Origin of the sequence: Bradyrhizobium sp. AZCC 1719, from assembly GCF_036924525.1 — a bacterium.
In the GTDB taxonomy this organism is placed as follows: domain Bacteria; phylum Pseudomonadota; class Alphaproteobacteria; order Rhizobiales; family Xanthobacteraceae; genus Bradyrhizobium.
In genome coordinates this window covers 5,084,430-5,108,238 of the sequence record NZ_JAZHRU010000001.1, presented here as the reverse complement: position 1 = coordinate 5,108,238, position 23,809 = coordinate 5,084,430, and the positions used below count along the sequence as shown (strand labels likewise).

Here is a 23,809-nt window from a genome sequence, read left to right as displayed (position 1 = left end):
CCAAATGTGGCCGTATTGGCCAACATATCAGCCGCGGTGGATATCTTATCCAGCGATCTTCGCCACCACTTCCGCCGGGCTGAGATTCTCCCGCGAGCCATCGCTGCGCCGCTTGATCTCGAGCTTGCCCTCGGCGAGGCCCTTCGGCCCGACCAGAATTTGCCAGGGGATGCCGATCAGGTCGGCGGCGGCGAATTTCGCGCCGGCGCGCTGGTCGGTATCGTCATAGAGCACATCGACGCCCTTGGCCTGAAGCTCGCGATAAAGCTTCTCGCAGGCGCCATCGACGGCTGCGTCCCCCTGCTTCAGGTTCAAAATCACGGCAGTGAACGGTGCCACGGCCTCCGGCCACTTGATGCCGGCATCGTCGTGGCAGGCCTCGATGATGGCGCCGACCAGCCGCGAGACCCCGACGCCGTAGGAACCGCCATGGATCGGCACGTCGACACCGTCGGGGCCGGCGACCAGTGCCTTCATCGCATCGGAATATTTGGTGCCGAAGTAGAAGATCTGGCCGACCTCGATGCCGCGCGTGTTGACGCGCTTGTCGGCCGGCACTTCGCGCTCGTAGCGAGCGGCATCGTGGACGTCCTCGGTTGCGGCATAGACCGACGTCCATTGCTTGATGATGCCGGTCAGATCGCCGTCGTAATCGACGTCGTCGGGCGGGATCGGCAGGTTCAGTACGTCGCTGCTGCAGAACACGCCGGACTCGCCGGTTTCCGCCAGCACGATGAATTCGTGGCTGAGGTCGCCGCCGATCGGCCCGGTCTCGGCGCGCATCGGAATCGCCTTCAATCCCATTCGCGCGAAGGTGCGCAGGTAAGCGACGAACATCCGGTTATAGGAACGGCGCGCCGCCGCCTCGTCGATATCGAAGGAATACGCATCCTTCATCAGGAACTCGCGGCCGCGCATCACGCCGAAACGCGGGCGCTGCTCGTCGCGGAACTTCCACTGGATGTGATAGAGATTGAGCGGCAGGTTTCTGTAGGATTTGACGTAGGCGCGAAAGATCTCGGTGATCATTTCCTCATTGGTCGGCCCATACAGCAATTCGCGCTTGTGGCGGTCGCTGATCCGCAGCATCTCCGGGCCGTAGGCGTCGTAGCGCCCGCTCTCGCGCCAGAGGTCGGCGAGCTGCAGCGTCGGCATCAACAGTTCCAGGGCGCCGGCGCGGTCCTGTTCCTCGCGGACGATCTGCTCGATCTTCTTCAGCACCCGGAAGCCGAGCGGCAGCCAGGCGTAAATGCCTGCCGCCTCCTGCCGCATCATGCCCGCGCGCAGCATCAGCCGATGCGAGACGATCTCCGCCTCTTTCGGGTTCTCTTTCAGGATGGGTAGAAAAAACCGCGACAACCGCATGGGACAACTCGAGGAATCAGTGGGCTACCGGAAGAGGTGCAGTGAAACCGGATCGGCTGCGAAAACACAAGGCCGGAAGCCGCGAAAAAGCCGCTGAAAACGCGGATTTGTAGGTCGTTTTGGCGGTGTTTCGCAGGATGGGTGGAGTGAAAGCTATAGCCATCAACGCCTGCAACCGCGAAGGCGATGGGTTTCGCGGAGCCTGTCAACGGGTGCGTTGGCTCTACCCCATCCTACAAATTGCTCGCCGCCTATTTCTTCATGCCGGAATGATCGTGCTTCATTTCGCCGCCCGCCGGCCCCTGCGCACCGACGCCCTGCACGTCGAGCGACAACGTCACCTTTCCCGCTTTCTCGAATTCAAGCGTGACCGGCACCTTGTCGCCCTGCTTGAAGGGCCGCTTGAGATCCATCAGCATCAAATGATAGCCGCCCGGCGCGAGCTTGACAGTCTTGCCCGGCTCGATCGGCAGGCCCTTGTCGAGCGGCCGCATCGTCATGACGCCGTTGTTCATCGCCATCTCGTGAATTTCGACCTTGCCGATGTTATCGCCCGAGCCGCCAACGAGTTTGTCCGGCGCGCTGCCCTTGTTCTCGACGGTGAGATATCCACCGGCGATTTTTGCGCCGCTCGGCGTAGCGCGGCTCCAGGCTTGCTTGATGACGAGGTCTCCGGCCTTGACTTCCTGAGCATGCGCGGGCGTGCCCAGGAGAGCAAACAGGGCGGCGAAGGCGAAGAATGGCAAGACAGGTTTCATCGGATGTCTTTCGATTTCTGAAGTATGGCCGGCACACAACGGACGGCCGAGGGCCGCCGTTGCATTAACGTGAGAATGCAACGTTCATGTTCACAATAGCGGGATTGCGTCCCTATTTCTTCGCGGCCCTTTGCTGAACCAACCATTTTTCGAGGTCCGGTATTTCCGCCGAACCTTCGATCGTGGTCACGGTTCCATCCCGCCCGATCAGGAGCGTGCGCGGGATATCCCCCTGCCAGGCGGGATCGATCTCGAACCGGAGGCGTTCGACGAAGCCGTCGCTGAAAATCCAGTTCTCCGCCGATCCCAGCCCGGCCTTCTCCAGCATCGCGCGCGTTGGGCCGGGCAGATTCGGAACGAGATCGGCGCTGACCATCACGACGTCGATCTCGGAATGGTCCTTCATGAATTGTCCGAGCAGCGGCAATTCGATCTTGCAAGGACCGCAGGTGACGCCCCAGAAATGCACCAGCGTCGGGCGCCCGGCATGCGAACGCAGCACGTCCTGCCAGCTTCCCCGTACGAACGGCTTGAGCGTGAGCTCGGACGGCGTCTCGGCGCCGGGCGCGGCGCCGAGAGACGCAACGAGGATTATGACGGCGAACAGGAGGCGCTTCATGATCCGTCTCCGATCGGCAGAAGGCGATAGCCGTCGGCCTTGGTCATCCACGAAAGGTAGACCTTCTGCCCGTCACTGACCAGCAACGGGTGGTCGGATGTATCAGTCGTCGTGGCGATCGCGACCGGCTTTGACCAGCTCTTGCCCTCATCTTGAGACGTCATTGCGTTGACCGCGGTCTTCTCGCCGTCGAACTCCTTCCAGACCATGGTGGCGCCACGCGGGCCGGCAAGCACATAGGGCCGCGTGGGATTGCGATCGGCGCGGCCAAGCGGAAGCGGATCGGAAAACGTCCGGCCCTCGTCGCTCGAGCGGGCATAGAACAGCCCCTTGCGCGCCTTGCCGTTGGTGTACCACGTCACGTGGTGAGTGCGGGCGGGCGAGATCGAAAGACTTGGTCCATGATGCGGGCACGCGGCAATCTGCCAATCGTCGTTGCTGACGCGGCGAACCTCGCCCGGCGTCGCCCGATCGGCGAACGTCATGATCGCGTGATCGCGCACACCGCCGTCGAAGATGTTCCTGAACACCACCACCGGGCGGCCCGGGCCTGCGAACGCCAGGCCAAGCCGGCAGCATTCGCAGGTGTTGTCGGCTGCCAGGTGCGTCTCGGAATAGGTCGCGCCGCCGCCCTTCGACGACGAGAAGAACAGCCCTGCCCCTTCATATTTCCTGCCCTTCTCACGCGCAGGCGCCCGGTTGCGCTTGTCGATCCAGGCCGCAAACACCGAACCATCAGCATCGAGACCGAGCGCGACAAAACGCTGGCTCTCATTGCTCGACGTGATCGGCTGCGGCTCGGCAAAGCTCTGGCCGCCATCGGTCGACCTCGTGGTCAGCACCTGACCATTGAACGCCTTGTCCCGGAAGCGCGAAAACGCCAGCGCGATGCCGCCGTTCTTGTCGATGACGATCTGCGGACGCGCATCCGGACCCCAATCGAGGTTGAGCTTTTCTTTTGTCACCTGAACCGGCGTCGAAAAGCTGCGCCCTACATCCTTCGAACTCGCGACCGATATCTGGCCTCCCGCCATCCAGGCGAGCCACAGCGTTCCATCCGGCGCGAAAGCCGGCATGACCTTCGACGCGCAGCGCAAGGCTGTCTCCTCGCACGCCGCTTCCGAGGCGTGCTGATGATGACTCATTTGCGCTTGCGCTGCACTTTGGCAAAGCGAGAAAGCGAGCGTCGCGAGCAGGCTCATTCGCAGCATGGCTTTACTCCTCCTGCGTTGTTGTCCGGTCATTTGAACGCCAGCTTCATTCCGGCAATGAACGCACGCGGCGAGCCGGCGTAGATCGAGCCGGTCGTGTTCGCCAATACGCTGGCGGGATTCTGGATGCCTCCTGCCGTCACCGAGTTTGCGATGTTGTTCGCGGAAGCCACATAAGTCCGGTCAAACACGTTCCTGACTTCGACATACATGCTCAACGACTTGAAGTAGTCGGACTTGAGGTCCGTATTGTAGTGCACGTTGAGATTGACCAGTTCGTAGCCGGGCGCCTTCAGGAGGTTGGCGTTGTCCATGTAGAACGAGTCTTTCCACTGGACCTCGACAAACGCCCCGAGGCCTGCAAGCGGCCCCCACATTTGATCATAGCCGAGCCGTGCTGTCAGTTCGTGCGGTGAGATGCCGGGAATCTTGTTGCCCGCGCGGTTGAAGCTGAACGTCGCGCCGTTGACTATATTCTCGGTGTATTCTGTATAGACCTCGTCGAGATAGGTGTAGGCTGCCGTGAAACGCCAGCCGGGATAGAACTTCCAGTCGGCGGCAAGCTCTACGCCGCGATGTTCCGATCGTGGGGCGTTGAACGTGAAGCTTGCATTGGGTGCGCCGACCTGCGTGGCCTGTGTAACCAGCTCGTTCTTGAAAAATTCGTAGAAGCCGGTCGCGCTGAATTTGAGCGCGTTGTTCGGCGTCCAATCGAACCCGATGTCGTAACCGAGGTTCTGCTGCGTCTTTAGCTGTGTATTGTTGCCGTTCCGGCCGTCAGAGAGGACGAAGAGGTTGCCGACCTGCGGCGTGCCGTATCCGGTGGCCACGCGTGCCCTGAACAGCCACTCGCTGTTCAGCTTGTACAGCAGCGCCAGTTCAGGCGCGGTGTTCTGAAATTGCCGGTCGGCGACTATCGGAACTCCTGGCGTCGCCGTTGGAACATTGGGCGTGTTGTAGGCGTGAGAGGTGTTAATCCCCTTGAGATGAGTGGCTTCCCATCCAATGCCGGCGATAGCCGTCAGATTCGGCGTCAGCTTGAGTTCTTCGCGAGCGCGAACGCCATAGTTGGTGGTGTCGCTCCAGGTATTGCTTTGAAGAAGGCCGAGCCTCGCATTGCCTCCCGGCATGACGTGGCGTGTATCGCTCGACGCCGTCAGCGTGTTGTAGAACGCGCCGAAATATGTCGTCGATTCCATGCCGAGGATTTCGCCGCGCTTGGTCACATCGCTCATGTAGTTGTACGACGGGAAATCGCCGATCGCGCTGGTCGCTCCCGTCGGCTGGCTGATATTGCGATCGTCGAACACGAACTGGTTACGCCAGGTCGTCGTATTATCGAAGTCGTGCTCCCATCTACCGCCGACGATGGTGCGGCGATCTTCGCGGCCGAGCCCGGCCTGGATGGCGGTGATCGGAGTCCTTGTGCCGTTGAAGCCGTTGTTAAGGAGGTTAACTGAGGCGCAGCCGGCGACGCCCGCCATATCGCAGCCCTGCTGGAACGGGTTCTGATAATACTGGTTGAGCGACAGCCGGATCGGCACCCGTGCGTCGAGATTGTTGTTGATGAACTTGACCGTGAAGCGATCGTCAGGCGTGGCCTGCAACGTGCCGAGAAAATTCACCGTCTGGGTGTTGAACCAGCTATTCTGGATAAAACCGTCGCCGCGCGCGTCGCTGGCGAACAACGAATACTCGAAATTGCCGACCTTCTTGCCTGCAGAGAGATAGTTGTTGAGATAGCCGAAGCTGCCGCCATCGACGCCGTACTCGACCCCGTCGATAGTGCGCCCCGGGCGGGTGCGGAAGTTGAGCGCGCCGCCGGTCGCATAGTTGCCAAAGAGCGCTGACGACGGTCCTCGAATGACATCGATCGCGCCATAGGCCTTGGGATCGATCAGGTCGCTGCGGGAAAGCCCGTCCGGCTGCGTGACCGGAAAGCCGTCGTCGAAGATCACGAGATTGCGGATGCCAAAACTGTTTCGGGCATTGGAACCGCGGATCGAGATGCCGATATCGCGCGGCCCGTTGCCCTGCTTCACCGAGATACCCGGGCTCTCGCGCAGCACGTCGGCCACGGAGAACGACGGCCGGTTGTCGAACTGGCTGCGGTCGATGGTGGTTTCGGTCTGGCCGTTCGGCGCCTGGTAAAGCAGCGCGCGTGCCACGCTCGGGGTAATGCCCGCGGTTAGCGACGCTGAAGGCGCGGGGTTGGCCGCAGGCGGCCTTGCCTGCGTCCGGGCGGACGCGCGAATGGCCGGCTTTCGGGCCGCAGGTCTGGCGGTCGCGGCGCGCGGGGCGTCGACGGTCACCGCCGGCAACGCCGTTTGGGCGGTCGTATTCGACGGCGTAAGGGACAGCGCACTGCCAAGCACAAGCAGGCTCGCGCTTCCCAAAGCACGATGGGGGTACATAAGACATTCCTGACGCCAGCGCTTTGGCCGGCTTGCTCAATTGAACGAACTGGCACGGCCGCAGGCCGCACCGGTTGACGGAGGTCAAGTGAGGTCAGGAAATGGAGGGAGGCGCGCGCGCCTGCGCTTGCGAACCGGCACGGGAAGCGAACCGGTCGGGGGCAAATTCGACCCAGACCACGCGCGCAGGCTGGCGATCGATCGCGATGAGCTCGGATGCCTCCGGCGCGTCGACGGGGGCTCCGGTCTGCAGCACGTTGCAAACCGAACAGCATCCGTCATGGGCACGGTGGCCGGATGGGTCGGCCTGCCCGGCACCGCCACTGCCATCGCCGTGACAGATCACGGCGCCGGCGAGCGGATCGGAAGCTGCAATGCTCGCCGCCCAGCATGCGCCGATCGGTGCAAAAATCTGCACCACCAGAGCAATCAGGACGATTGGCAGAAAATTCTTCAGCCGCCGGCGCATCGCAAACCCATCCGCTTCAGACCTTAATCACTTCAGGAGTCTGAAGTCGAGATCAGGTTCCCGGAACTATGTTGCAGCTTCAAGGAGAGATGCTGGCGAAAAACGATGCGTTTTGCATCATTTAGAGGGCGCCCTACCCCGATACCAAGTCTCGGGCGAATTGCGGCTAAATCCACAACTGCGAGTAGCATATTCCCAATCATTTCGCAGAGTGCTGGAATTTTGAACAAACGTTGCCGAAATTGGTGACAAGACGAAAAAGATGGTCTACCAATTCGGGCTCAGGCTTGCCGACAGGCAAAGCTTGGTGGTCCAAGTCTCGGGAGGAGCCCTGACGCGCACAAGCAGCGTCGCCTCGACAATCAAGATCAAATCTCAATTTTCGAGGAAATTAAGGGTCGACACAATTTTTGAGCAGGGCTTGGTGCCCTGCTCTTTTTTTTCGTTACGATCGCAAACGACAATGACGGCATCGTCAAATCCGATCGAGCGAAGTTTTGAACTGGCCGCCGAGCGCTGCGAAGATCTGACGCCGCTGGTCTATCGCCGCCTGTTCGAGGCGCACCCCGAAGCGCGGACGATGTTTCGGACCGAGGGCAGCGAACTCGTCAAGGGCTCGATGCTGGCCCTGACGATCGAGGCGATGCTGGATTTCGCCGGCCAACGCAGCGGCCATTTCCGCCTGATCGCATCGGAAGTTTCCTCGCACGACGCCTACGGCACGCCGCGTGAATTGTTCGTGGCCTTCTTCGGCATCATCGCACAGACGCTGCGTGACATCGTCGGGCCAGACTGGTCGGACGAAATCGATGCAGCGTGGCGGAAATTGCTCGGCGAGATCGAGGGCCACGTTGCAGCGCAGTGAACTGACGCGCACCAAAGCTTTCCTGAAGCTCATTGAGACGGACGATCAAGTCATCCGGTGGCGCAAACGCGCCGAGTGTGAAAGACTGCCTCGATCCGCGGTGCGTGCAATCGACGCCGACGGCCATAACAAACGACAAGCGAGGGAGCAAACGATGTCCGGAACTGACAAAACGGCAACGACCAGGCGCGACCTTCTTCAGGCCGCGGGCGCGGCTGGCGCAGCCACCGCCCTGCTCGGGGGACTGGGTATTGATCCAGCGCTGGCGGCAGCCGCGCGATCAGAGAAACCGTTGAAAGCTGCGTTCTCCAATGCAGGTCTGCAGGCGACCTGGTGCGCCCAGGGCAAGCAGGCGGCGGAATGGTGGGGCAAGCTGTTCAACGTCGAAGTCACTTGGTTCGACGGCCAGCTCGATGCGGTCAAGCAGCGCGCGGCGATCGACAACATGGCGTCGCAAAAATGGGATTTCGTGGCCATCCAGGCGTTCGGCATCGGAACGCTGACCCAGCCCGTGCAGAAGATGATCGATGCCGGCATTCCCGTGATCGACATGGACACGCTGATCGCGCCGCTCGATCAGATCAAGGTTCATTCGTTCTTGGCGCCCGACAATGAATTCATGGGCGCTTCGGTGACCCAGGCGCTGTGCAACGCCATGGGCGGCAAGGGCAAGATCATCATGACGCAGGGCGCGCTCGGCCATACCGGCGCGCAGGGCCGCGCCAAGGGCTTTAACACAGTGGTGAAGCAATTCCCGAACATCGAGGTGCTGGACACCCAGCCCGCGGATTGGGACGTCTCAAAGACGGCGCGGCTGTGGGAGACCTATCTGACAAAGCATCCGCAGATCGACGCGGCCTTCTTCCACAATGACGACATGGCGTTGGCCGCCTACAACATCATGAAGGCGCGCAACCGCACCAACATCCTGATCGGCGGCGTCGACGCCATGCCGCCGGCGATCCAGGCGGTGAGCGAAGGCCGCATGTTCGCGACCGTCCGCAATCCCTCCTGCCGCATCCATGGTGGCGCCATCATTGCCGGCGTCGCCGCGGTAACCGCGGGCGAGAAGAGCGGACAGGGTATTCCAAAGCACGTCATCACCGACGGCCCGGTCGTGACCAAGGCCAATGCCGCCGGCATGCAATGGATGGAGGACCATTTCCTGATCTGAGTCAGCATGCCCGTGGGACTTAAGCCCATCCTCGAACTGCAAGAGATCACGAAGGCCTTCGGCGGCGTCGAAGCCCTTCGTGGTGTCGATTTTGCGCTTTCTCCCGGCGAGATCCATGGTCTCGTCGGCGAGAACGGCGCGGGCAAAAGCACGCTGATGAAGATCATCGCCGGCGTGCATGCCGATTTTTCCGGCCGCTTTATCCTGGACGGCCGGGAGACCCGCTTCCGCTCGGTGCGCGATGCGCATGCGGCGGGCATCGCGATGGTGCATCAGGAACTGAGCGTGGCGCCAGATCTGTCGGTGGCCGAGAACGTGTTTCTGGGCAACCAGCCGACCAACCGCTTCGGCTTCGTGCAATGGCGGCGCATGGCACGCGAGGCCGGCGAGCAACTCAAACGTTTTGGCATCGACGTCGATCCGATGTCGCGGCTCGGCGACCTCCCGATCGGCCTGCAGCAACTGATCGAGATCGCCCGCGTGCTGTTTTCCGGCGCCCGCATCATCATCCTCGACGAGCCGACCTCGGCACTGTCGCCACCGGAAGTGGAGCGACTGTTCGCGACATTGAAACGCTTGCGCGACGAAGGCACCAGCATCGTCTTCATCTCGCATTTCATCGAGGACATTCTGCGCGTCTCCGACGTCGTGACGGTGTTCCGCAACGGCAGGAAGGTCGCCGAGACGAGGGCCGCCGAGACCAACAAGCCCGCGCTGATCGAGGCCATGATCGGCCATGGCCGCGAGGCGCTGGAGGAGACCTACACGCACGACATCATGCTGCCGCCGCCCGCCGAGAGGCCGGTGGTGCTGAATGCGAGCGGGCTGTCGCTCGCCCGCAGCCTGCGCGACGTTTCGTTCGACGTCCGCGCCGGCGAAGTGCTCGGCATCTACGGCTTTATGGGATGCGGCCAACTCGAGCTGGCGCGGATCCTGTTCGGCAAGCTCAAACCCGACCAGGGCTCGCTGGCGATCGCCGGCGAACAAAAGGCCTTCCGCAGCACGGCCGGCGCGCGCCGCGCCGGCATCGCCTTCGTGCCCGAGAGCCGGCGCGACATGCTGTTCCACCAGGAGCCGGTCTACAAAAACATCTCGATCAGCGTCCTCGACCGCATTTCATCCCTGCTGCTCAAGCCGTCGCGCGAACGCGAGATCGCCGCGCGGCAGGTCGACCAGTTGCGGATCCGGCCCGCCGCCGTCGAACTCGATCTCGGCATGCTCTCGGGCGGCAATCAGCAGAAGGTCGCGCTGGCGAAGTGGTTGAGCTATCCGCCGCGGCTGTTGGTGCTGTGCGAACCGACCCGCGGCATGGATGTCGGCGCCAAGGACGACGTCATCCACATCGTCAGGGATTTGCGCGCCAAGGGGCTTGCCGTCATCGTGCTCTCCACCGAGCCGGAGACGGTGCTGTCGCTCGCCGACCGCATCATCGTGCTCAAGCGCGGCGCGGTGGTGCGCGAATTTTCCAACGAACGGATCAGCAAGGACCGCCTGCTCGAAGCGGCGTGAGGAGACCGACATGACTTCAGGTGAAAGCGTGACAGTCCCCGCTTCCGATCGCAAACGCCCGCACCGGCTCGCCGTGGTGCTGCGCTCCCAGATGCGCAACATCGCTCCGTTCCTGACGCTGATCTGCCTGTTCGGCTTCTTCGCCGCCGCCAGCCCTTCGTTTGCGACGCTGGACAATCTCGGCAACATCCTGACCCAGATCTCGGTCACCGGTATCATCGCCGTCGGCCTCACCTTCGTGATCCTCTGCGCCGAAATCGACCTCTCGATCGCCGCCATCGCCAACGTCACCGGCATCGCGGTCGCCTATTTCACGCTGCAGGAATCCTACGTCAACATCGCCAACGTCCCGATGCCCGGATGGGCCGCGATCCTCCTGGCGCTGGCGCTGTGCGCCCTGCTCGGCCTCGTCAACGCCTTCGGCCTGACGGTGATCGGCATCCCCTCCTTCATCATGACGCTGGCGATGATGCAGATCGCGGCCGGCATCTCGGCGCTCCTGGTGCGCGGGCAGATCGCCTACAAGGTCCCTCCGCTGGTCACGACGCTAGGGTCGACATCGATCGGCGGCATTCCCTGGATCGTAATCGTGGCGGCGTTGATGCTGCTCGGCGGCCATCTGGTGCTGACCTACACCCGCTTCGGCCGCTACGTTTACATGGTCGGGGGAAATCGCGAGGCCGCCGAATATTCCGGCCTCAACGTCAAGCTCATCCTCGGCAGCGTCATGGTGATATCAGCCGTCTGCGCCGGCATCGGCGGCATGCTCGGCGTCGCCCATTTCGGCAGCGCGCAGCAGAACGAGTTCGATACCTACCTTTTGGATTCGATCGCCGCCGTCGTGGTCGGCGGCACCAGTCTCTTTGGCGGCCGCGGCGGCATCGGCAACACCATTGTCGGCCTGTTCGTGCTCGGCGTCCTCAACAACGGACTCGATCACGTCAACATTGACAGTTTCCTGAAGATTTTAATCCGCGGCTTGATCCTGCTGGCAGCGCTGGTGATCAACGTCTATGCGCAGCGCTTGCGGGAAAGGACGGCGGACTAACACAAGCTCGCCAGTGTTTAACGGAGACTAGTCGGCAACATGGGCATGCAGAACCGACACGCTCAGTGATTATGGGCGCAGCGGTGCCTTAATCGCGCGGCGGTCGCAGCCCACGAGTTCATCTTCGGTACTGTTCGTCGGTGACGTGCTCCAGCCAGTCGACGTTCTTGCCATCCTGCATTTCGTTGACCGCGATATGAGTCATCGCCGTGGTCGGCGTCGCGCCATGCCAATGCTTGAGACCAGGAGCGATCCACACCACGTCGCCGGGTCGCACTTCCTCGACGGGGCCGTCCTCGCCCTGAACCCAGCCGACCCCCGCAGTGATGATGAGCGTCTGACCGAGCGGATGCGTGTGCCAGGCGGTGCGGGCTCCCGGCTCGAACGTAACGCTTCCCGCGCCGGCGCGCGCAGGATTTGGCGCCTGGAAAAGGGGATCGATCCGTACATTGCCCGTGAAATACTTCGCCTCTCCCTTGCGGGATGGTTGCGAGCCGGATCGTGTGATCTGCATGGCTCCGGTCCTTCCTTGTGTGGCGGCAGCTATGGGCTGGACCGTGGGGACGCCGGTGAATGCCACGGCCGCAATGCCGCAGGTCGAGCCAAGCATGCCTCTGCGAGTGATCATCAGGCGTTCCGAATGATTGCGGCGTCCGCTGTGGATGCCCCACGGCGATGATGACAAATTAGGAAATGGCTCTGGCGCGACTAGCCGCTATGATCCGCAAGGACCTATAAGCTGGAGCAATAAATGGCGCGCGGGAGTTTCGACGACCGATGCGAAACACGTTTGATCCAGCCAAGACCCGCACATTCCTGGTGGCACGCGGTGTTAACACCTCGGCCTCATGATGGCGGGCAATGCGCGCCAGTATCAGCCCAGGCCCGCAGCAGGGCGCCGAACGCGGCCTGCGAGCCCGGCGCTGGCTCGCGGCCCGGGCCGGGCGACCAGCCCCAGCCCACGAGCGAGTCCTCCGCCATGTGGTGAAGGAGCGCGGCCATGTCCTTGCCGCCGTTGCGGTTCGGATCCTTGATCTGCGCGCAGATCTCGCCGAGCGTGCGCCCCTCCCAGGCCATCGACGCCGGGGCGAGGTGCCATTGCGGATGGGCCGGGCACGCCGGCGGCATCGAAATTCGCGGCGTGGTGGCAGGCGTTGCAGGTCATTCCGGGCGCTCCATGCCCGTCGGCCCCGCGCACCACGAGCGGCTGATGCGGCCGCATCGCGTCGCTCTGCAACGGCCGCTCGGTCGCCGGGTGGCAGTTCACACAACGCGGATGATGCAGCACCTTGCCGGCCTCTTCAAAGAGCGCGATCGAACGCGCCTGTTGATCGGCGATGCTCTGGAAGCTCGGGACGGGGCGCAAATCCTTCGCAGTCGGCTGGCGGGTGGTCTGCGCGGCCGCGGCCGCGACGAGAACCGTCACGGCGGCCGCACCCGCCGCGAGGAAAGCCTGTGCGCGCATCATGCGACCGCCCTCACCAATGGCAGGCGGCGCGGCCGCCCGAGGCCGAGCCGTGCCATCGCGTTCGCGACAGCGGGCCCGATCGGCGGCACGCCCGGCTCGCCGACGCCCGTCGGCTTCTCGCTAGAGTTCACGACGCGCACCTCGACCTCTGGCATCTCGTGGATGCGCAGCACGCGGTAAGTATCGAAATTCGCCGGCACCGGCCGGCCCTCGTCGAGAGCCACCTCGCCGTAGAGTGCCGCGCCGACACCAAAACCGATGCCTCCTTCCATCTGCGCGCGGATCACGTCCGGGTTGACCGGCACGCCGCAATCGACGGCGCACCAGACCTTATGCACGCGCGGGCCGTCGTCGCCGGCCGAGACCTCGGCGATCTGGGCGACGTAGCTGTCGAAGCTCTTCACTACCGCCACGCCGCGGGCGCGGCCATTGACCGGGCCGGGGCCGGACCATTGCGCGAGCTCGGCCACGGCGCGCAGCACGCCGGCTTCGCGCGGCGCCTTGCCCATCATGGCGAGCCGGCCCGCCACCGGATCCAGCCCTGTCGCCTGCAGGAGTTCGTCGACGAAGCATTCGACCGCATATCCGGTGTGCGTATGGCCGACGGAGCGCCACCACAGGACCGGCACGCCGACATCCGTCGTGTGCAGATCGCAGCGGAAATCGGCGATATCGTAGGGAATTTCCTTCGAGCCCTCGACCGACGTGGCGTCGATGCCGCCCTTTGCCATCACGGCCTCGAAAGGCGAACCCTTCAGGATCGATTGGCTGACGACGGTGTCGGTCCAGGCGACGATCTTGCCATCACGGAGGCCGCCGCGCATGCGGTGCACGATGAGCGGACGGTAATAGCCGCCGCGGATGTCATCCTCGCGCGTCCAGACGAGCTTCACCGGCCTGCTAGGGCCGATCGCCTTCGCCACCTCGGCCAATTCCGCCGCCAGATGACTCGTCTGCTGCGCCCGGCGCCCGAAACTGCCGCCGGCGAGCATCGTTTCCAATTCCACCTGCTCCGGCTTGAGCCCCAGCACCTTGGCGATCGCCTGGTGATCGAGCGTCTGCAACTGGCTGCCGAAGCGGGCGAGTGCGCGCTGTCCGTCCCAGCGCAGGAAGCCGTCGAGCGGCTCCATGGGGGCGTGCGCGAGATAGGGGAAAACGTATTCGGCCTCGATGATTCTCTCGGCGCGCGCGAGTGTCGTGATCGCGTCCCCATGGGCACCGGCAATGCGGCCAGGCCGGCGCGCCAGCGCGCGGTATTCCTCGATGAGCCGGTCGCTGCTGCGCTTCTCGGCGGCCGACTCGTCCCAGCTCATGCGCAATTGTTCGCGCCCCTTGATCGCCGGCCAGGTGCCGTTGGCGTAGACGGCCACGCCGGTCGGTACCTGCTTGACGTCGACCACTCCCTGGACCGCGCGCGCCGCACTCGCATCGAAGGACGCGACCCGGGCGCCGAAGCGCGGCGGGCGCGCCACGACGACGGTGAGCATTCCGGGTTCACGCATGTCGATCGTGAATTGCGCCGTTCCGTTGGATTTCGCGGCACTGTCGAGCTTCTTGACCGAGCCGTCGTCGCGGCCGACCAGCCGGAAGACGGACGGGTCCTTGAGCGGCGGGTCTGCCGGGACCGGCTGGCGTGCGGCTGCCTCGGCGAACTGCCCGAAGCGGCCCTCGTGACCGGACCCGGCATGGCGCAGCACGCCGCGCTCAACCGTGATCTCGCGCGCCGGCACGCCCCAGCTTTGCGCCGCGGCGGCGACCAGCATGGCGCGCGCAGTCGCGCCCGCCTTGCGCATCTGATCGTACGAATTGGCGATCGCGGTGGATCCGCCCGTGCCTTGCACGCCGAAGGCCAGATTCTTGTAGAAGTCGGCGTTGGAGGGCGCGTGCTCGGCCCGCACCTTCGACCAGTCGGCGTCGAGTTCCTCGGCGACAAGGGTTGCGAGACCAGTGAAGGGGCCCTGGCCGAACTCGATATGCTTGATCAGTACGGTCACCGTATCGTCCGCGCCGATGCGAATGAAGGCGTTGGGCGCGAAATCAGCGCCGCCGGCAGCGCGACGGAAGGCGTGCGCCGCGCCCGATTGCGCGCGCGCCATCTCGGGCAGATAAAGGCCGATGACGAGGCCGGCGGCGCCCTTGAGCATCGCGCGGCGTGAAAGCGCAGCGTTGTGGATCGTCATGGCTCAGCCCTCCAGCGCGCGGGCGGCGTCGTGGATCGCGGCGCGGATGCGGACGTAGGTGGCGCAGCGGCAGACGTTGCCGTTCATCGCAAGATCGATGTCGCGGTCGCTCGGTTTCTTGACCTGCTTGAGGAGCGCGACGGCGCTCATCACCTGGCCTGACTGGCAGTAGCCGCATTGCGGCACGTCGCGCGCGATCCAGGCCTGCTGTACCGCCTCCGCTTCCCGCCCGGAGACGCCCTCGATGGTGGTCACCTCGCGGGTGCCGAGCGCTGAGATCGGCAGGGTACAGGAGCGCATTGGCTTGCCATCCACGAACACGGTGCACGCGCCGCATTGTGCGACACCGCAGCCGAATTTCGTGCCGGTCAGGCCGAGCGCATCACGCAGGACCCAGAGGAGCGGCGCGTCATCATCGACATCGACGCTCTGCATGGTACCGTTGACCTTGATCGCGAGCGCCATTGCTGCCTCCCGGTTTGCTGAGCACTGATTGATGCCGACGGCGGCCTATGCGCCGCCCTGCGGGCATCGAATAACTACGCCGCCTCCTGACCGGTTCCCTGGCTCCGAAAACTACGATTCACCGGTGAGCAGCATGTCCGATGTGATCGCAGCTTCGGGAAGCATCGCGTGGCGCGATGCCTCTGGCCACGATGACAATTGGGGGATGGCTCTGCCGCGACTAGCCCCTATAATCTGCAAGGACTTATAAGGTGGTGCAATAAATGCCGCGCGGCAGCTTCGACGATCTTCGCTACCTCATCGCCGTCGCCCGGGAGCAAAGCTTTACCAAGGCGGCGGGAAAGCTTGGCGTGTCGCAGTCGGCTCTCAGCCAGACGATCCGTCAAATTGAAGAGCGTCTGGGGGTTCGGCTTCTCGCCCGCACGACCCGCAGTGTCTCGCTGACCGAAGCGGGCGAGCGGCTGGTGCGGACGGTGGCACCCCGCTTCGAGGAGATTGAAACCGAGCTCGAGGCCTTGAGCGAGCTTCGGGAAAAGCCGGCTGGCACCGTGCGGATCACGGCCGGGGACCACGCAATCAAGTCGGTCCTCTGGCCGAAGCTGCAGAAATTCCTGCCGGATTACCCTGATATCAAGGTCGAAATCGTTATCGACTACGGTCTGACGGATATCGTCGCCGAGCGCCATGATGCCGGCGTGCGCTGGGGCGAGCAGATTGCGAAGGACATGATCGCGGTGCGGATCGGGCCGGACATCCGCTTCGCCGTTGTCGGCACGAAATCCTATTTTGCGAAACGAGCAGTTCCACGAACGCCGCAGGATCTGATCGAGCACAACTGCATCAACCTGCGCCTGCCGACCTATGGCGGCACCTATGCATGGGAATTCGAGAAGGACGGGCGCGAGCTGAAAGTACGCGTCGAGGGTCAGCTCGTCTTCAACGGCATTTTTCAGGTGCTGGATGCCGCTGCTGCCGGGCTTGGACTAGCCTTCGTGCCGGAGGATATTGCGCAGCCTTATCTCGCGAAGGGGCGCCTCAAGCGCGTGCTTGAAGAGTGGTGCCCGCCTTGGTCCGGCTACCACCTCTACTATCCTCACCGCCGTCAGTCTTCACCGGCGTTTGCCTTGCTGGTCGACGCGCTGCGCTACCGGGAAGCCTGAATCAGCGGGGCCGTTTCTCGAAGACATCTTTCGCGACCGGCAGCGCCGAGAAGGCGTTGGGCCAACCCGCGTAATACGCGAGATGCATGATCGCTTCGGCGGCCTGTTCTTGCGTCAGACCGTTATCCATCGCGCGATTGAGATGGTACGGCACCTGCGCGACCTGGCCCGATGCGATCAGTGCGCTCACGGTCACGAGGCTCCGGTCACGTGGCGCGAGGTCCGGGCGTAGCCACAGGTCGCGGAACAGCACATCGGTGGTGTGTTGAACGAGCCCCGGAGACGTGGCGCCGAACTGCTGCCCGACCCGTGCAACGCGGTCGGCCTCCGCGGCTTCGTTCAGCGGCAGGAGCTGAGGCGACGCGGGAGGGAGCTGATCAGCTCCGATTCCGCGCTGGGTAAAGACGTCCCTGGCGGGCCCTATCGCCGCGAAGGCGTTCGCCCAACCCGAATAGAACGCCAGATGGGTAATGATCTCGGAAAGCTCGCCTGGCTTGACGCCGTTCTCGAGCGCCTGATTGAAATAATAAGCCATCGGCAGGGTCATCTCGCGGGCGATGAGCGCAACGACCGTGACAATGCTTCGATCGCGCGGGCTCAGACCAGGTCGTTTCCAGACCTCGCCGTAGAGGCGCTCTTGCGTGTACTTCTCAAGCGCCGGAGCAACCCGCCGCACGTCTTCCGGTGACAGCCTCCTGCCCATGACATTGGGTTGCTGAGCTTGTGCGAATGACGATGCCATCAAGAACACCGATGCGATCATGGTGCGGAGAAATTTCACGTCGAACTCCATTCACGACCCGACGCTGGTTCGTGTGCTTGTTATAGGCAGCGCCGAGCCACTCGATTAGGCGGTAGAATGCGCATGGAGCTATTAGAGCGGCTGATTAATCGTTTCGACGACATTCAGCCGCCGGCCCCTGTAACGAGGCTAGGCTAGAGCGTTTTCCAGTGGACATCGGTTCACGTCAAGAAAACGCGTCGAAACAAGAATCTAGAGCCCGGTTCTGATTCAATCAGAACCGAAAGGGCTCCAGGCGCGCTAGCACCATCGTCGGTGCCTGGGATGGCTCGGGCTTTACGCCCCGGCTTTAGTTTCGGCCATGGCCGGAGCTGCGATCTTATCCTTCATTTCCTCGCAGATCTTGCGTACCTCCGCCGTCAACAAAGAGCAGCTCTCAATTTGAAGGAAGACACGCTTGGCTTCCGCGCGGTAGCGCGCCGCGGTTTCCTTCAGTTCTTCGGTCACTGCGAGCGCTTCGCGGGTCATGGCCTCGCACTGCCTGGCCTGCTCGATGAGCTCAACGCCCAGCGCCTCGATGTCCTTCGCGGCGGCTTCATATTCGCGGACAACAGCTTCCGCTGACAGTTTGCCGATCTCAGTTGCGCCGTCGCTATGCTCCACATAATCCGGCATCCCCAACTCTGGAGCGCGTACGGAAGGCGGCGCGTAGTCGGTCGGCTGAGATTCGCGAACTGACGGCAGTTTGCGAAACTCTTCTTCGATCTCACGCTCAAGATCGATCGTATCCAGAATCGGCGGTTTTGTTGAACGTGCCATGGCAGCGCTCCCTAAATGAAAATCTGAGCAGACACAAAAAGTCTCTCGAAATACGGCTTAGACGGTTAGCTCTCCGGCTGAGGTGAGCAACCAAATCCCTTGGGTAAGCTTGCTATTTAACCTTGATGTCCGCTTTGGCGGTTAATTCGGGAACCGATCGGGTGAGCGGACTGCCGAATAGTACCTTTGCTAGTCCGTGTCCCGGACGGGGGCAGCGCGCTGCACTGTATTCGAGAAGGCCCTTTCCCTTCAGGTGATCTGAAGCAATTAGGCAAAATCCGGCCACCAATCGCGCACGTCGCGCGCCGCTTTCGTCACAGTGCCGATCGTCGGAAACGAGCCCGCCTCCACCATCATCGCCCGCGCCAGCCGCAGGCTGCGCACCTCGCACACGGCCCGCCCCTTCGGATCTTCAATCAGTTCGAAATCGATGTTGTGCGCGAGCCCCAAAATGCGGCGGATGATTTTTGCCGCCGCGAACCCGACGGTATCCTCAAACAGCCGCGCCATATAGGCCTGTCGCTCGGCCTCCAGCCGCGCGGCACCGGCCTCGCCTTCGAACAGCGTCCGCGGATAGGCATCGCCTCCTGCCTGCGTTCGCCACAGCTCCAGGAACTTGCGGGCGAGTTCGCTCCAGACGTTCTCGATCGCTTCCAGCACCCATGCCTCGAACGCGCGGCGCTCACCCGGCGAACGCTCGTGACCGGCGGACGCGAGATAAGCCATCAGCAGATTGGCGATGACGGCGCCGATATCGAAGCCCATGGGACCGTAGAATGCGAACTCGGGATCGATCATCTTGGTCTCGCCCTCCGTCACCATGATCGAGCCGGTGTGGAGGTCGCCGTGGATCAGGGCTTCCGGCGCGTTCAGGAATTTCAGTTTCAGCCGCGAGATCGCGACGTGGAGGTCGAAGTCTTCGCGGAAGGCAGCCGCGGTCGCATCGAGCCAGGGCTGTGTCCAACGGTTCTGCTCGGCCATGCGGTAGGGATCGGTGAAGATCAGGTCCTCGGTGATCTTGCAGAGCGCATGGTTGCCGGCGAACGCGGCGACCCCCTCCTTCTTCTCGGCGGCTGATACCGCGAAGTCGGACGAAAGAAACAGCGTGCGCGCCAGAAACGTCGTGACGTCCTCGACGAAGCGCGGATAGGTGGTGCCGGCCACCAGCCCCTTGCGCATGATGATGTGCGGCTCGAGCAGCTCCATGACGACAAGCGCGAGCGCATCGTTGTGGTGCAACACATCAGGCACCAGCCGAGGCGCCAACTCCGCCTGACGCGTCAGCGCCAGATATTCGTAATGCGAGCGCGACAACGGCAGCGGCCAGCTTTCGCCGACGAGCCGTACGTAAGGCAGCGCCTGCTTGACCGCGATGCCGCCCGCCGGTCCTTTGACGATGAACACGAGATTGAGGTTGCCGTCGCCGACTTCGCTGATCGACCAAGAAGCCGGCACGCCGCCGAGGCGGGCTGCGACTTCGGGGAGCCCTGCGAGGTAGTCCCGCAGGTCGGCTTCATGAAGAATTCGATAGTCGCCCTGCCGCGGATCAGCCATTGCCATTAATCGACGCTGTGAACTCATCGTGGTCTCCCCATGCCGGCGCAGGAGTTCACTCCCGTTTCAGGTTTGGCCAGCCTTATCTTTCATCGGATCATAGCCAAAAGGCGCGGCCGGCGGCCAGCGTCTCTCCCGTCCCGACTTGGCCCAACGTCTCAAATGAGCTGCGCGAGCCAGACGGTATGACCGTCGCAATCGGGGTCTTCGACGATATGCGAGACCACACGAAACCCGTTCCGGTCGAGCAATGAACGGTATTCGGCCGGGTCGAGGCTCGCATGATACAGCGGCTCACCTCCGAAACTTCCGATCGCCTCGCCATGCGCGGGCCCGCTGGTGAACATCAAGGCTGCGTCAGGCGCAGCATGCGCGCGAAACAACGGAAAGATCCGGCGCTGATCGTCGTGGCAGAGGTGAAAGAAACTGTCCCACGCAAGGATGCCGGAAAACCGCCGCTGCAAGGCAAGCTTGCGCATATCGGCGACGATCCATTCCTGCTTCGGGAAACACTTCCGGCAGGCGTCGATCATGGCCGGGGAAGAATCCACACCAGTAACGGAATGACCGAGACCGATCAGGTAGGCAGCTATCGGCTCGGCGGAGCCGCAGCCGAGATCGAGGATCGGGCCGGCGGGCGGCAGCAGCGCGCGGAAACGATCAAGCCAGGGTTTTTCAGACAGGCCGGTGCGCGCGCGGCTCTCGATCCAGTCCGATGCCTTGCGCTGGTAGAGATCGATGATCCGCGAAGATTCCACCGTCATCAAGCCTCATGAGTAACGCCTAAAGCAAGAGTTTAAGATGGCGTTCTCAATAATCTACTTTGAAGTCTTCCTTGCTGACTTTGAATGCTTCGGTACGTGTGTCGATGAAGACATTACCACCCGTCGGCTTTAGCCAAGGAAATGGACCGTTCCACCAAGCGAGTTTGCGCTCAATGCCAGTCGTTATCGGTTCGCCGATCATTCCGGAGGAACTGAACGGCGTTCTCGTGGCAACGATCTCCAAGGTCGCACGAACCAGTTTAGTGTCTGCGCCGAAGCGCTCCCCGATGTTAAACGGGTTCACCTGCTCTACGGTCCGGAGATCGCTAGGATCGCGAAATCGCACCAGCACAGGAAGACTGTCCAACGGCAGCTCGCGTTTGCCCGAGAGGCGCGCAACCTGCTCAATGCCCAGCTCGACCGGGCTTGGCAGGCTACCGCCATCAAAATCGAACGCCCGAAGCACGATCCATTCCGGCCCCGACCGCTCATCCCTGCCTGCCTTGAGGAGCGCGAACAACGTGCCTCGGGAGCCAAGGTCAAGGGCGACCGCTTCGCCTCGATATCCGATGGAAAGCTCGTGTTGAGCGGCTAGCTGCGGCTGCTTGCTGTAGGTCACCTCGCGGACGGCGGATGCAGTCTTCAGTTCGCCATCCACTTGGGCTTCGAGAGTTAGGCGATATCGCACTGTCACGCTTGGATAAGCCACTTGGTACCGCATAACAGCGGCCAAAGCGACTATAATGAGCAAACCAACGACGCCGAGCCACTTCATGATGATCACGCGTATTGCTCGCCCCTAGAAAGTTTCCCGTTCCAGAAGTTCGATCCGATATCGATCTTCTTCTTGATCGGGTCGTAGTCGCAAAAGGCGCTATCAGCGCCTAGCGTGTAGCTCGAGATGATCGTGTCCTTGTTGAGCTTGACCGAAGTCAGGCCGATGACGGCGGTTTGCTTGCCGCCGGTCCATTGAACGGGGTCGTGGTCTGCGCCCGCTCGCAGGCGGCGACCGCATCGGCAAAGACTGCACTCTCGACGAAAGCCTTCACGGTGCGAAGCTGTCCCAGCGGAGGTGCGAACTCTAGACTCTTGCCCGTCGCAGCCTCCCGGCATTTGGCATTTGAGACGCCGGGATTCTAGTACAATTTTGATTGCATCTACCGTCTGGGCCATACTCGCATCTAATGACCCAGTTCGGATCAGCAGTCATATTATAGCAGTATCGCTCGCTTAATGTCCTGGCGGCCTTCTTAGCTCTCTTCTTTGCTTTCTTCTTGGCAACTTTCTTCGGCGCTACTTTTTTCTTCGCCGTTTTCTTTCGCTTGGCTTTTTTGGTCACGATGCCCTCCATCAAGCTCTGATTTGGACGGACGCTTGCTATGGTGCCAATGAACTTCTCAATGAATTAGCGACAGCCGAGCCGATCTCCGACGCGAGATGCGCTTCCGCGGCTTGAGACGACGGTCTAGAGACCACCGTCGCAACAGTTTCTGTGCGGCCGTTCCGTCTTCTCACAAAATCGACCGGCACGGTTTCCATAGGCCCCAATGTGATCGTGAGATCGTGCGTCCTATCCCGACTGGCCGCCAAGAAAGACCCGCCCTGATTTATCGATACCCGTGAGAGCTTCCACCCCGGGGTCACACCTCCGGATGTGGAGACAATGAATCTTATCTGATGAGAGATAACGTTGCTCTTGAGCGGCCCCTTCGTGTCGGAAGGAATGCTAATTTCGCCGGTATTCGCGGCCATAATCACGTACACGATCCATTCTCTCAGTTTCAGATCGCTCGAGAGAATCCAAGGACCACCCGGACGTTGCACACATTGATTTTTTAGAAACTGTTGTACGGAATTGTATGAATTTAGCTTGTCTATTCTGTTCGCTGTAGATGATACAGTGCCTGTACCTGCCAAATTGAATATGGAATTTGCAGGACTTGGCGGCAGCCAATTGACGACTGGGGTAATCGACCCCTTTTCATCGGTCGTCAGCGTTAGCGTAGTTTGTATTCCCCAATCATCGAACCAAGCGGCGGTACGACGCGGAAGCTTTTTGTCTTGCTCAACGACGTAGCGAACGGCCTCAGTGATCTCGCAATTGATATTTTCTACTATCTTCTTGACGAATAACTGCCCATCAACGGTATCACCCGGAAATTCCTGAATGTCAGGGACGTAAGTACCGCAACTATTGAGCAGCAGTCCCGCTAGAAGCGGCACAATCCATTGCGCACGCATGGCGCCCCCAAATCGAACACTTAAAAATTGCAACCTGAAACAATGGCTGATCCAACACCATCTCCTTCAACCATTCAATTCATACAACTATAAATGGAACAAATATACACAAGATTGTTGCGCCCCGGCAACACCCGGAAATCCGCACGCGCGGCGGGGCAAAATCGTTCGGCCATTTGCGCCGGCCGCTTCGGGCAATGTCCGATTTCAAATCTGCCGACTGACTGGGGAAGGCCTTGAAGGCATTCGAACCGGAGCGGCCCTATATCATGATGCGACTAGATGGATCAGAACGGCAGCCCCATCAGCTTCGACAGCCGTTCGATATTCAGATAGCCCTGGTGATACGCCCACATTCCGATGCCGAAAATCACGGCCGAAACAATCGTGGTCCACATCAGTTTCCAGCCCATCCGCGCCAGGATCGGCGCGCCGGGATCGGTGCCAGGCGCGCCCTCGCCGTCTTCATGCTGGCTGCGGACGCCAAACGGCAGCGTCGTGAACAGCACGACCCACCACAGCACGAAGTAGATCGCGAGCGCGGTGGAGATGTTGTATGCCATTGGGGCTCAGGCCTGTTCGATTTCGACGAGCGCGCCGGAAAAGTCCTTCGGGTGGAAAAACAGCACCGGCTTGCCGTGCGCGCCGATCTTCGGCTCGCCGTCGCCGAGCACGCGCGCGCCCTCGCTGATCAGCTTGTCGCGCGCGGCGATGATGTCGGGCACGTCATAGCAGATGTGGTGAATGCCGCCGTCGGCATTGCGCTCAACGAATTTGGCGATCGGCGAGGCCTCGCCAAGCGGCTGGATGAACTCGATCTTGGTGTTGGGCAGCGTCACGAACACGGTGATGACGCCATGCTCCGGCAGCGGCACCGCGCCGGAAATTTCTGCGCCGAACGCGCTGCCGTAGATCTTGGCGGCTTTTTCCGCGTCCTTGACTGCGATCGCGACGTGATTGAGCCGGCCCAGCATGATTACTCCA

23 protein-coding genes and 1 pseudogene are annotated in these 23,809 nt (G+C 62.0%); 5 read left to right on the top strand and 19 right to left on the bottom strand.

Going from position 1 to position 23,809, the window contains the following annotated elements:
- Nucleotides 1-45: 45 nt before the first annotated feature.
- From proS to V1292_RS23960, 6 genes are all read right to left on the bottom strand, one after another.
- A complete protein-coding gene (gene proS, locus V1292_RS23985; RefSeq protein ID WP_334375104.1) occupies nucleotides 46-1,365 on the bottom strand; it encodes a proline--tRNA ligase in 1,320 nt (439 codons plus the stop codon).
- Nucleotides 1,366-1,616: 251 nt separating this feature from the next.
- The gene (locus V1292_RS23980) at nucleotides 1,617-2,123 is read right to left on the bottom strand and encodes a copper chaperone PCu(A)C (protein WP_334375103.1); all 507 of its coding nucleotides are present in this window, start codon (nucleotides 2,121-2,123) and stop codon (nucleotides 1,617-1,619) included.
- A gap of 112 nt (nucleotides 2,124-2,235) precedes the next feature.
- On the bottom strand, nucleotides 2,236-2,742 hold the full coding sequence (locus tag V1292_RS23975) for a TlpA family protein disulfide reductase (RefSeq protein WP_334375102.1): 507 nt from the start codon (nucleotides 2,740-2,742) through the stop codon (nucleotides 2,236-2,238).
- On the bottom strand, nucleotides 2,739-3,953 hold the full coding sequence (locus tag V1292_RS23970; protein ID WP_334375101.1) for a sialidase family protein: 1,215 nt from the start codon (nucleotides 3,951-3,953) through the stop codon (nucleotides 2,739-2,741). The genes V1292_RS23975 and V1292_RS23970 overlap by 4 nt, the downstream gene beginning before the upstream one ends.
- A gap of 29 nt (nucleotides 3,954-3,982) precedes the next feature.
- Entirely contained in the window at nucleotides 3,983-6,367 is a 2,385-nt protein-coding gene (locus V1292_RS23965) for a TonB-dependent receptor family protein (RefSeq protein ID WP_334375099.1), read from the bottom strand.
- 94 nt (nucleotides 6,368-6,461) lie between these two features.
- Nucleotides 6,462-6,836 (bottom strand): DUF2946 domain-containing protein, encoded by a 375-nt coding sequence (locus V1292_RS23960; protein WP_334375098.1) that lies wholly within the window; start codon nucleotides 6,834-6,836, stop codon nucleotides 6,462-6,464.
- A 463-nt stretch (nucleotides 6,837-7,299) separates the two neighbouring features.
- Between V1292_RS23960 and V1292_RS23955 the strand changes: the two genes are divergently transcribed.
- The 4 genes from V1292_RS23955 to V1292_RS23940 all read left to right on the top strand — a co-directional run bounded on the left by V1292_RS23955 (nucleotide 7,300) and on the right by V1292_RS23940 (nucleotide 11,432).
- A complete protein-coding gene (locus V1292_RS23955) occupies nucleotides 7,300-7,701 on the top strand; it encodes a globin (RefSeq protein ID WP_334375097.1) in 402 nt (133 codons plus the stop codon).
- A 154-nt stretch (nucleotides 7,702-7,855) separates the two neighbouring features.
- Nucleotides 7,856-8,875: a sugar ABC transporter substrate-binding protein gene (locus V1292_RS23950; protein WP_334375096.1), complete on the top strand. Its 1,020-nt coding sequence runs from the start codon at nucleotides 7,856-7,858 to the stop codon at nucleotides 8,873-8,875.
- 6 nt (nucleotides 8,876-8,881) lie between these two features.
- Nucleotides 8,882-10,384, top strand: a complete 1,503-nt coding sequence (locus tag V1292_RS23945; RefSeq protein WP_334375094.1) for a sugar ABC transporter ATP-binding protein — start codon at nucleotides 8,882-8,884, stop codon at nucleotides 10,382-10,384.
- 10 nt (nucleotides 10,385-10,394) lie between these two features.
- The gene (locus V1292_RS23940) at nucleotides 10,395-11,432 is read left to right on the top strand and encodes an ABC transporter permease (protein WP_334375093.1); all 1,038 of its coding nucleotides are present in this window, start codon (nucleotides 10,395-10,397) and stop codon (nucleotides 11,430-11,432) included.
- Nucleotides 11,433-11,550: 118 nt separating this feature from the next.
- Here V1292_RS23940 and V1292_RS23935 read toward each other — a convergent pair whose 3' ends face one another.
- The 4 genes and pseudogenes from V1292_RS23935 to V1292_RS23920 all read right to left on the bottom strand — a co-directional run bounded on the left by V1292_RS23935 (nucleotide 11,551) and on the right by V1292_RS23920 (nucleotide 15,545).
- Entirely contained in the window at nucleotides 11,551-11,946 is a 396-nt protein-coding gene (locus V1292_RS23935) for a (R)-mandelonitrile lyase (RefSeq protein WP_334377146.1), read from the bottom strand.
- Between the two features lie 332 nt (nucleotides 11,947-12,278).
- A pseudogene (locus V1292_RS23930) lies at nucleotides 12,279-12,897 on the bottom strand (Isoquinoline 1-oxidoreductase subunit).
- Entirely contained in the window at nucleotides 12,897-15,080 is a 2,184-nt protein-coding gene (locus tag V1292_RS23925) for a xanthine dehydrogenase family protein molybdopterin-binding subunit (protein ID WP_334375092.1), read from the bottom strand. Before V1292_RS23925 ends, V1292_RS23930 begins: the two are co-directional and overlap by 1 nt.
- A 3-nt stretch (nucleotides 15,081-15,083) precedes the next feature.
- Complete coding sequence (locus V1292_RS23920) at nucleotides 15,084-15,545, bottom strand: (2Fe-2S)-binding protein (RefSeq protein ID WP_334375090.1); 462 nt, start codon at nucleotides 15,543-15,545, stop codon at nucleotides 15,084-15,086.
- A gap of 263 nt (nucleotides 15,546-15,808) precedes the next feature.
- Between V1292_RS23920 and V1292_RS23915 the strand changes: the two genes are divergently transcribed.
- On the top strand, nucleotides 15,809-16,705 hold the full coding sequence (locus tag V1292_RS23915) for a LysR family transcriptional regulator (protein ID WP_334375089.1): 897 nt from the start codon (nucleotides 15,809-15,811) through the stop codon (nucleotides 16,703-16,705).
- 1 nt (nucleotide 16,706) lies between these two features.
- Here the strand turns inward: V1292_RS23915 and V1292_RS23910 are convergent, their stop codons facing one another.
- From V1292_RS23910 to mce, 9 genes are all read right to left on the bottom strand, one after another.
- Nucleotides 16,707-17,498, bottom strand: coding sequence for a carboxymuconolactone decarboxylase family protein (locus V1292_RS23910; RefSeq protein WP_334375088.1), 792 nt, complete (start codon nucleotides 17,496-17,498; stop codon nucleotides 16,707-16,709).
- Nucleotides 17,499-17,783: 285 nt separating this feature from the next.
- Nucleotides 17,784-18,266 (bottom strand): hypothetical protein, encoded by a 483-nt coding sequence (locus tag V1292_RS23905; protein WP_334375086.1) that lies wholly within the window; start codon nucleotides 18,264-18,266, stop codon nucleotides 17,784-17,786.
- Between the two features lie 267 nt (nucleotides 18,267-18,533).
- Entirely contained in the window at nucleotides 18,534-19,820 is a 1,287-nt protein-coding gene (mtnK, locus tag V1292_RS23900; protein ID WP_334377145.1) for an S-methyl-5-thioribose kinase, read from the bottom strand.
- 158 nt (nucleotides 19,821-19,978) lie between these two features.
- Nucleotides 19,979-20,584, bottom strand: coding sequence for a class I SAM-dependent methyltransferase (locus V1292_RS23895; RefSeq protein ID WP_334375085.1), 606 nt, complete (start codon nucleotides 20,582-20,584; stop codon nucleotides 19,979-19,981).
- Between the two features lie 46 nt (nucleotides 20,585-20,630).
- Complete coding sequence (locus V1292_RS23890) at nucleotides 20,631-21,368, bottom strand: hypothetical protein (RefSeq protein ID WP_334375083.1); 738 nt, start codon at nucleotides 21,366-21,368, stop codon at nucleotides 20,631-20,633.
- Nucleotides 21,365-21,757, bottom strand: a complete 393-nt coding sequence (locus V1292_RS23885; protein WP_334375081.1) for a hypothetical protein — start codon at nucleotides 21,755-21,757, stop codon at nucleotides 21,365-21,367. Before V1292_RS23885 ends, V1292_RS23890 begins: the two co-directional genes overlap by 4 nt.
- Before the next feature lie 204 nt (nucleotides 21,758-21,961).
- Nucleotides 21,962-22,825 carry a hypothetical protein gene (locus tag V1292_RS23880; RefSeq protein ID WP_334375080.1) on the bottom strand — a complete coding sequence of 288 codons (864 nt, stop codon included), beginning with the start codon at nucleotides 22,823-22,825 and terminating at the stop codon, nucleotides 21,962-21,964.
- 287 nt (nucleotides 22,826-23,112) lie between these two features.
- Nucleotides 23,113-23,388, bottom strand: coding sequence for a DUF1467 family protein (locus V1292_RS23875; RefSeq protein WP_334375079.1), 276 nt, complete (start codon nucleotides 23,386-23,388; stop codon nucleotides 23,113-23,115).
- A 6-nt stretch (nucleotides 23,389-23,394) separates the two neighbouring features.
- Entirely contained in the window at nucleotides 23,395-23,799 is a 405-nt protein-coding gene (mce, locus tag V1292_RS23870; RefSeq protein ID WP_334375077.1) for a methylmalonyl-CoA epimerase, read from the bottom strand.
- Nucleotides 23,800-23,809: the final 10 nt, after the last annotated feature.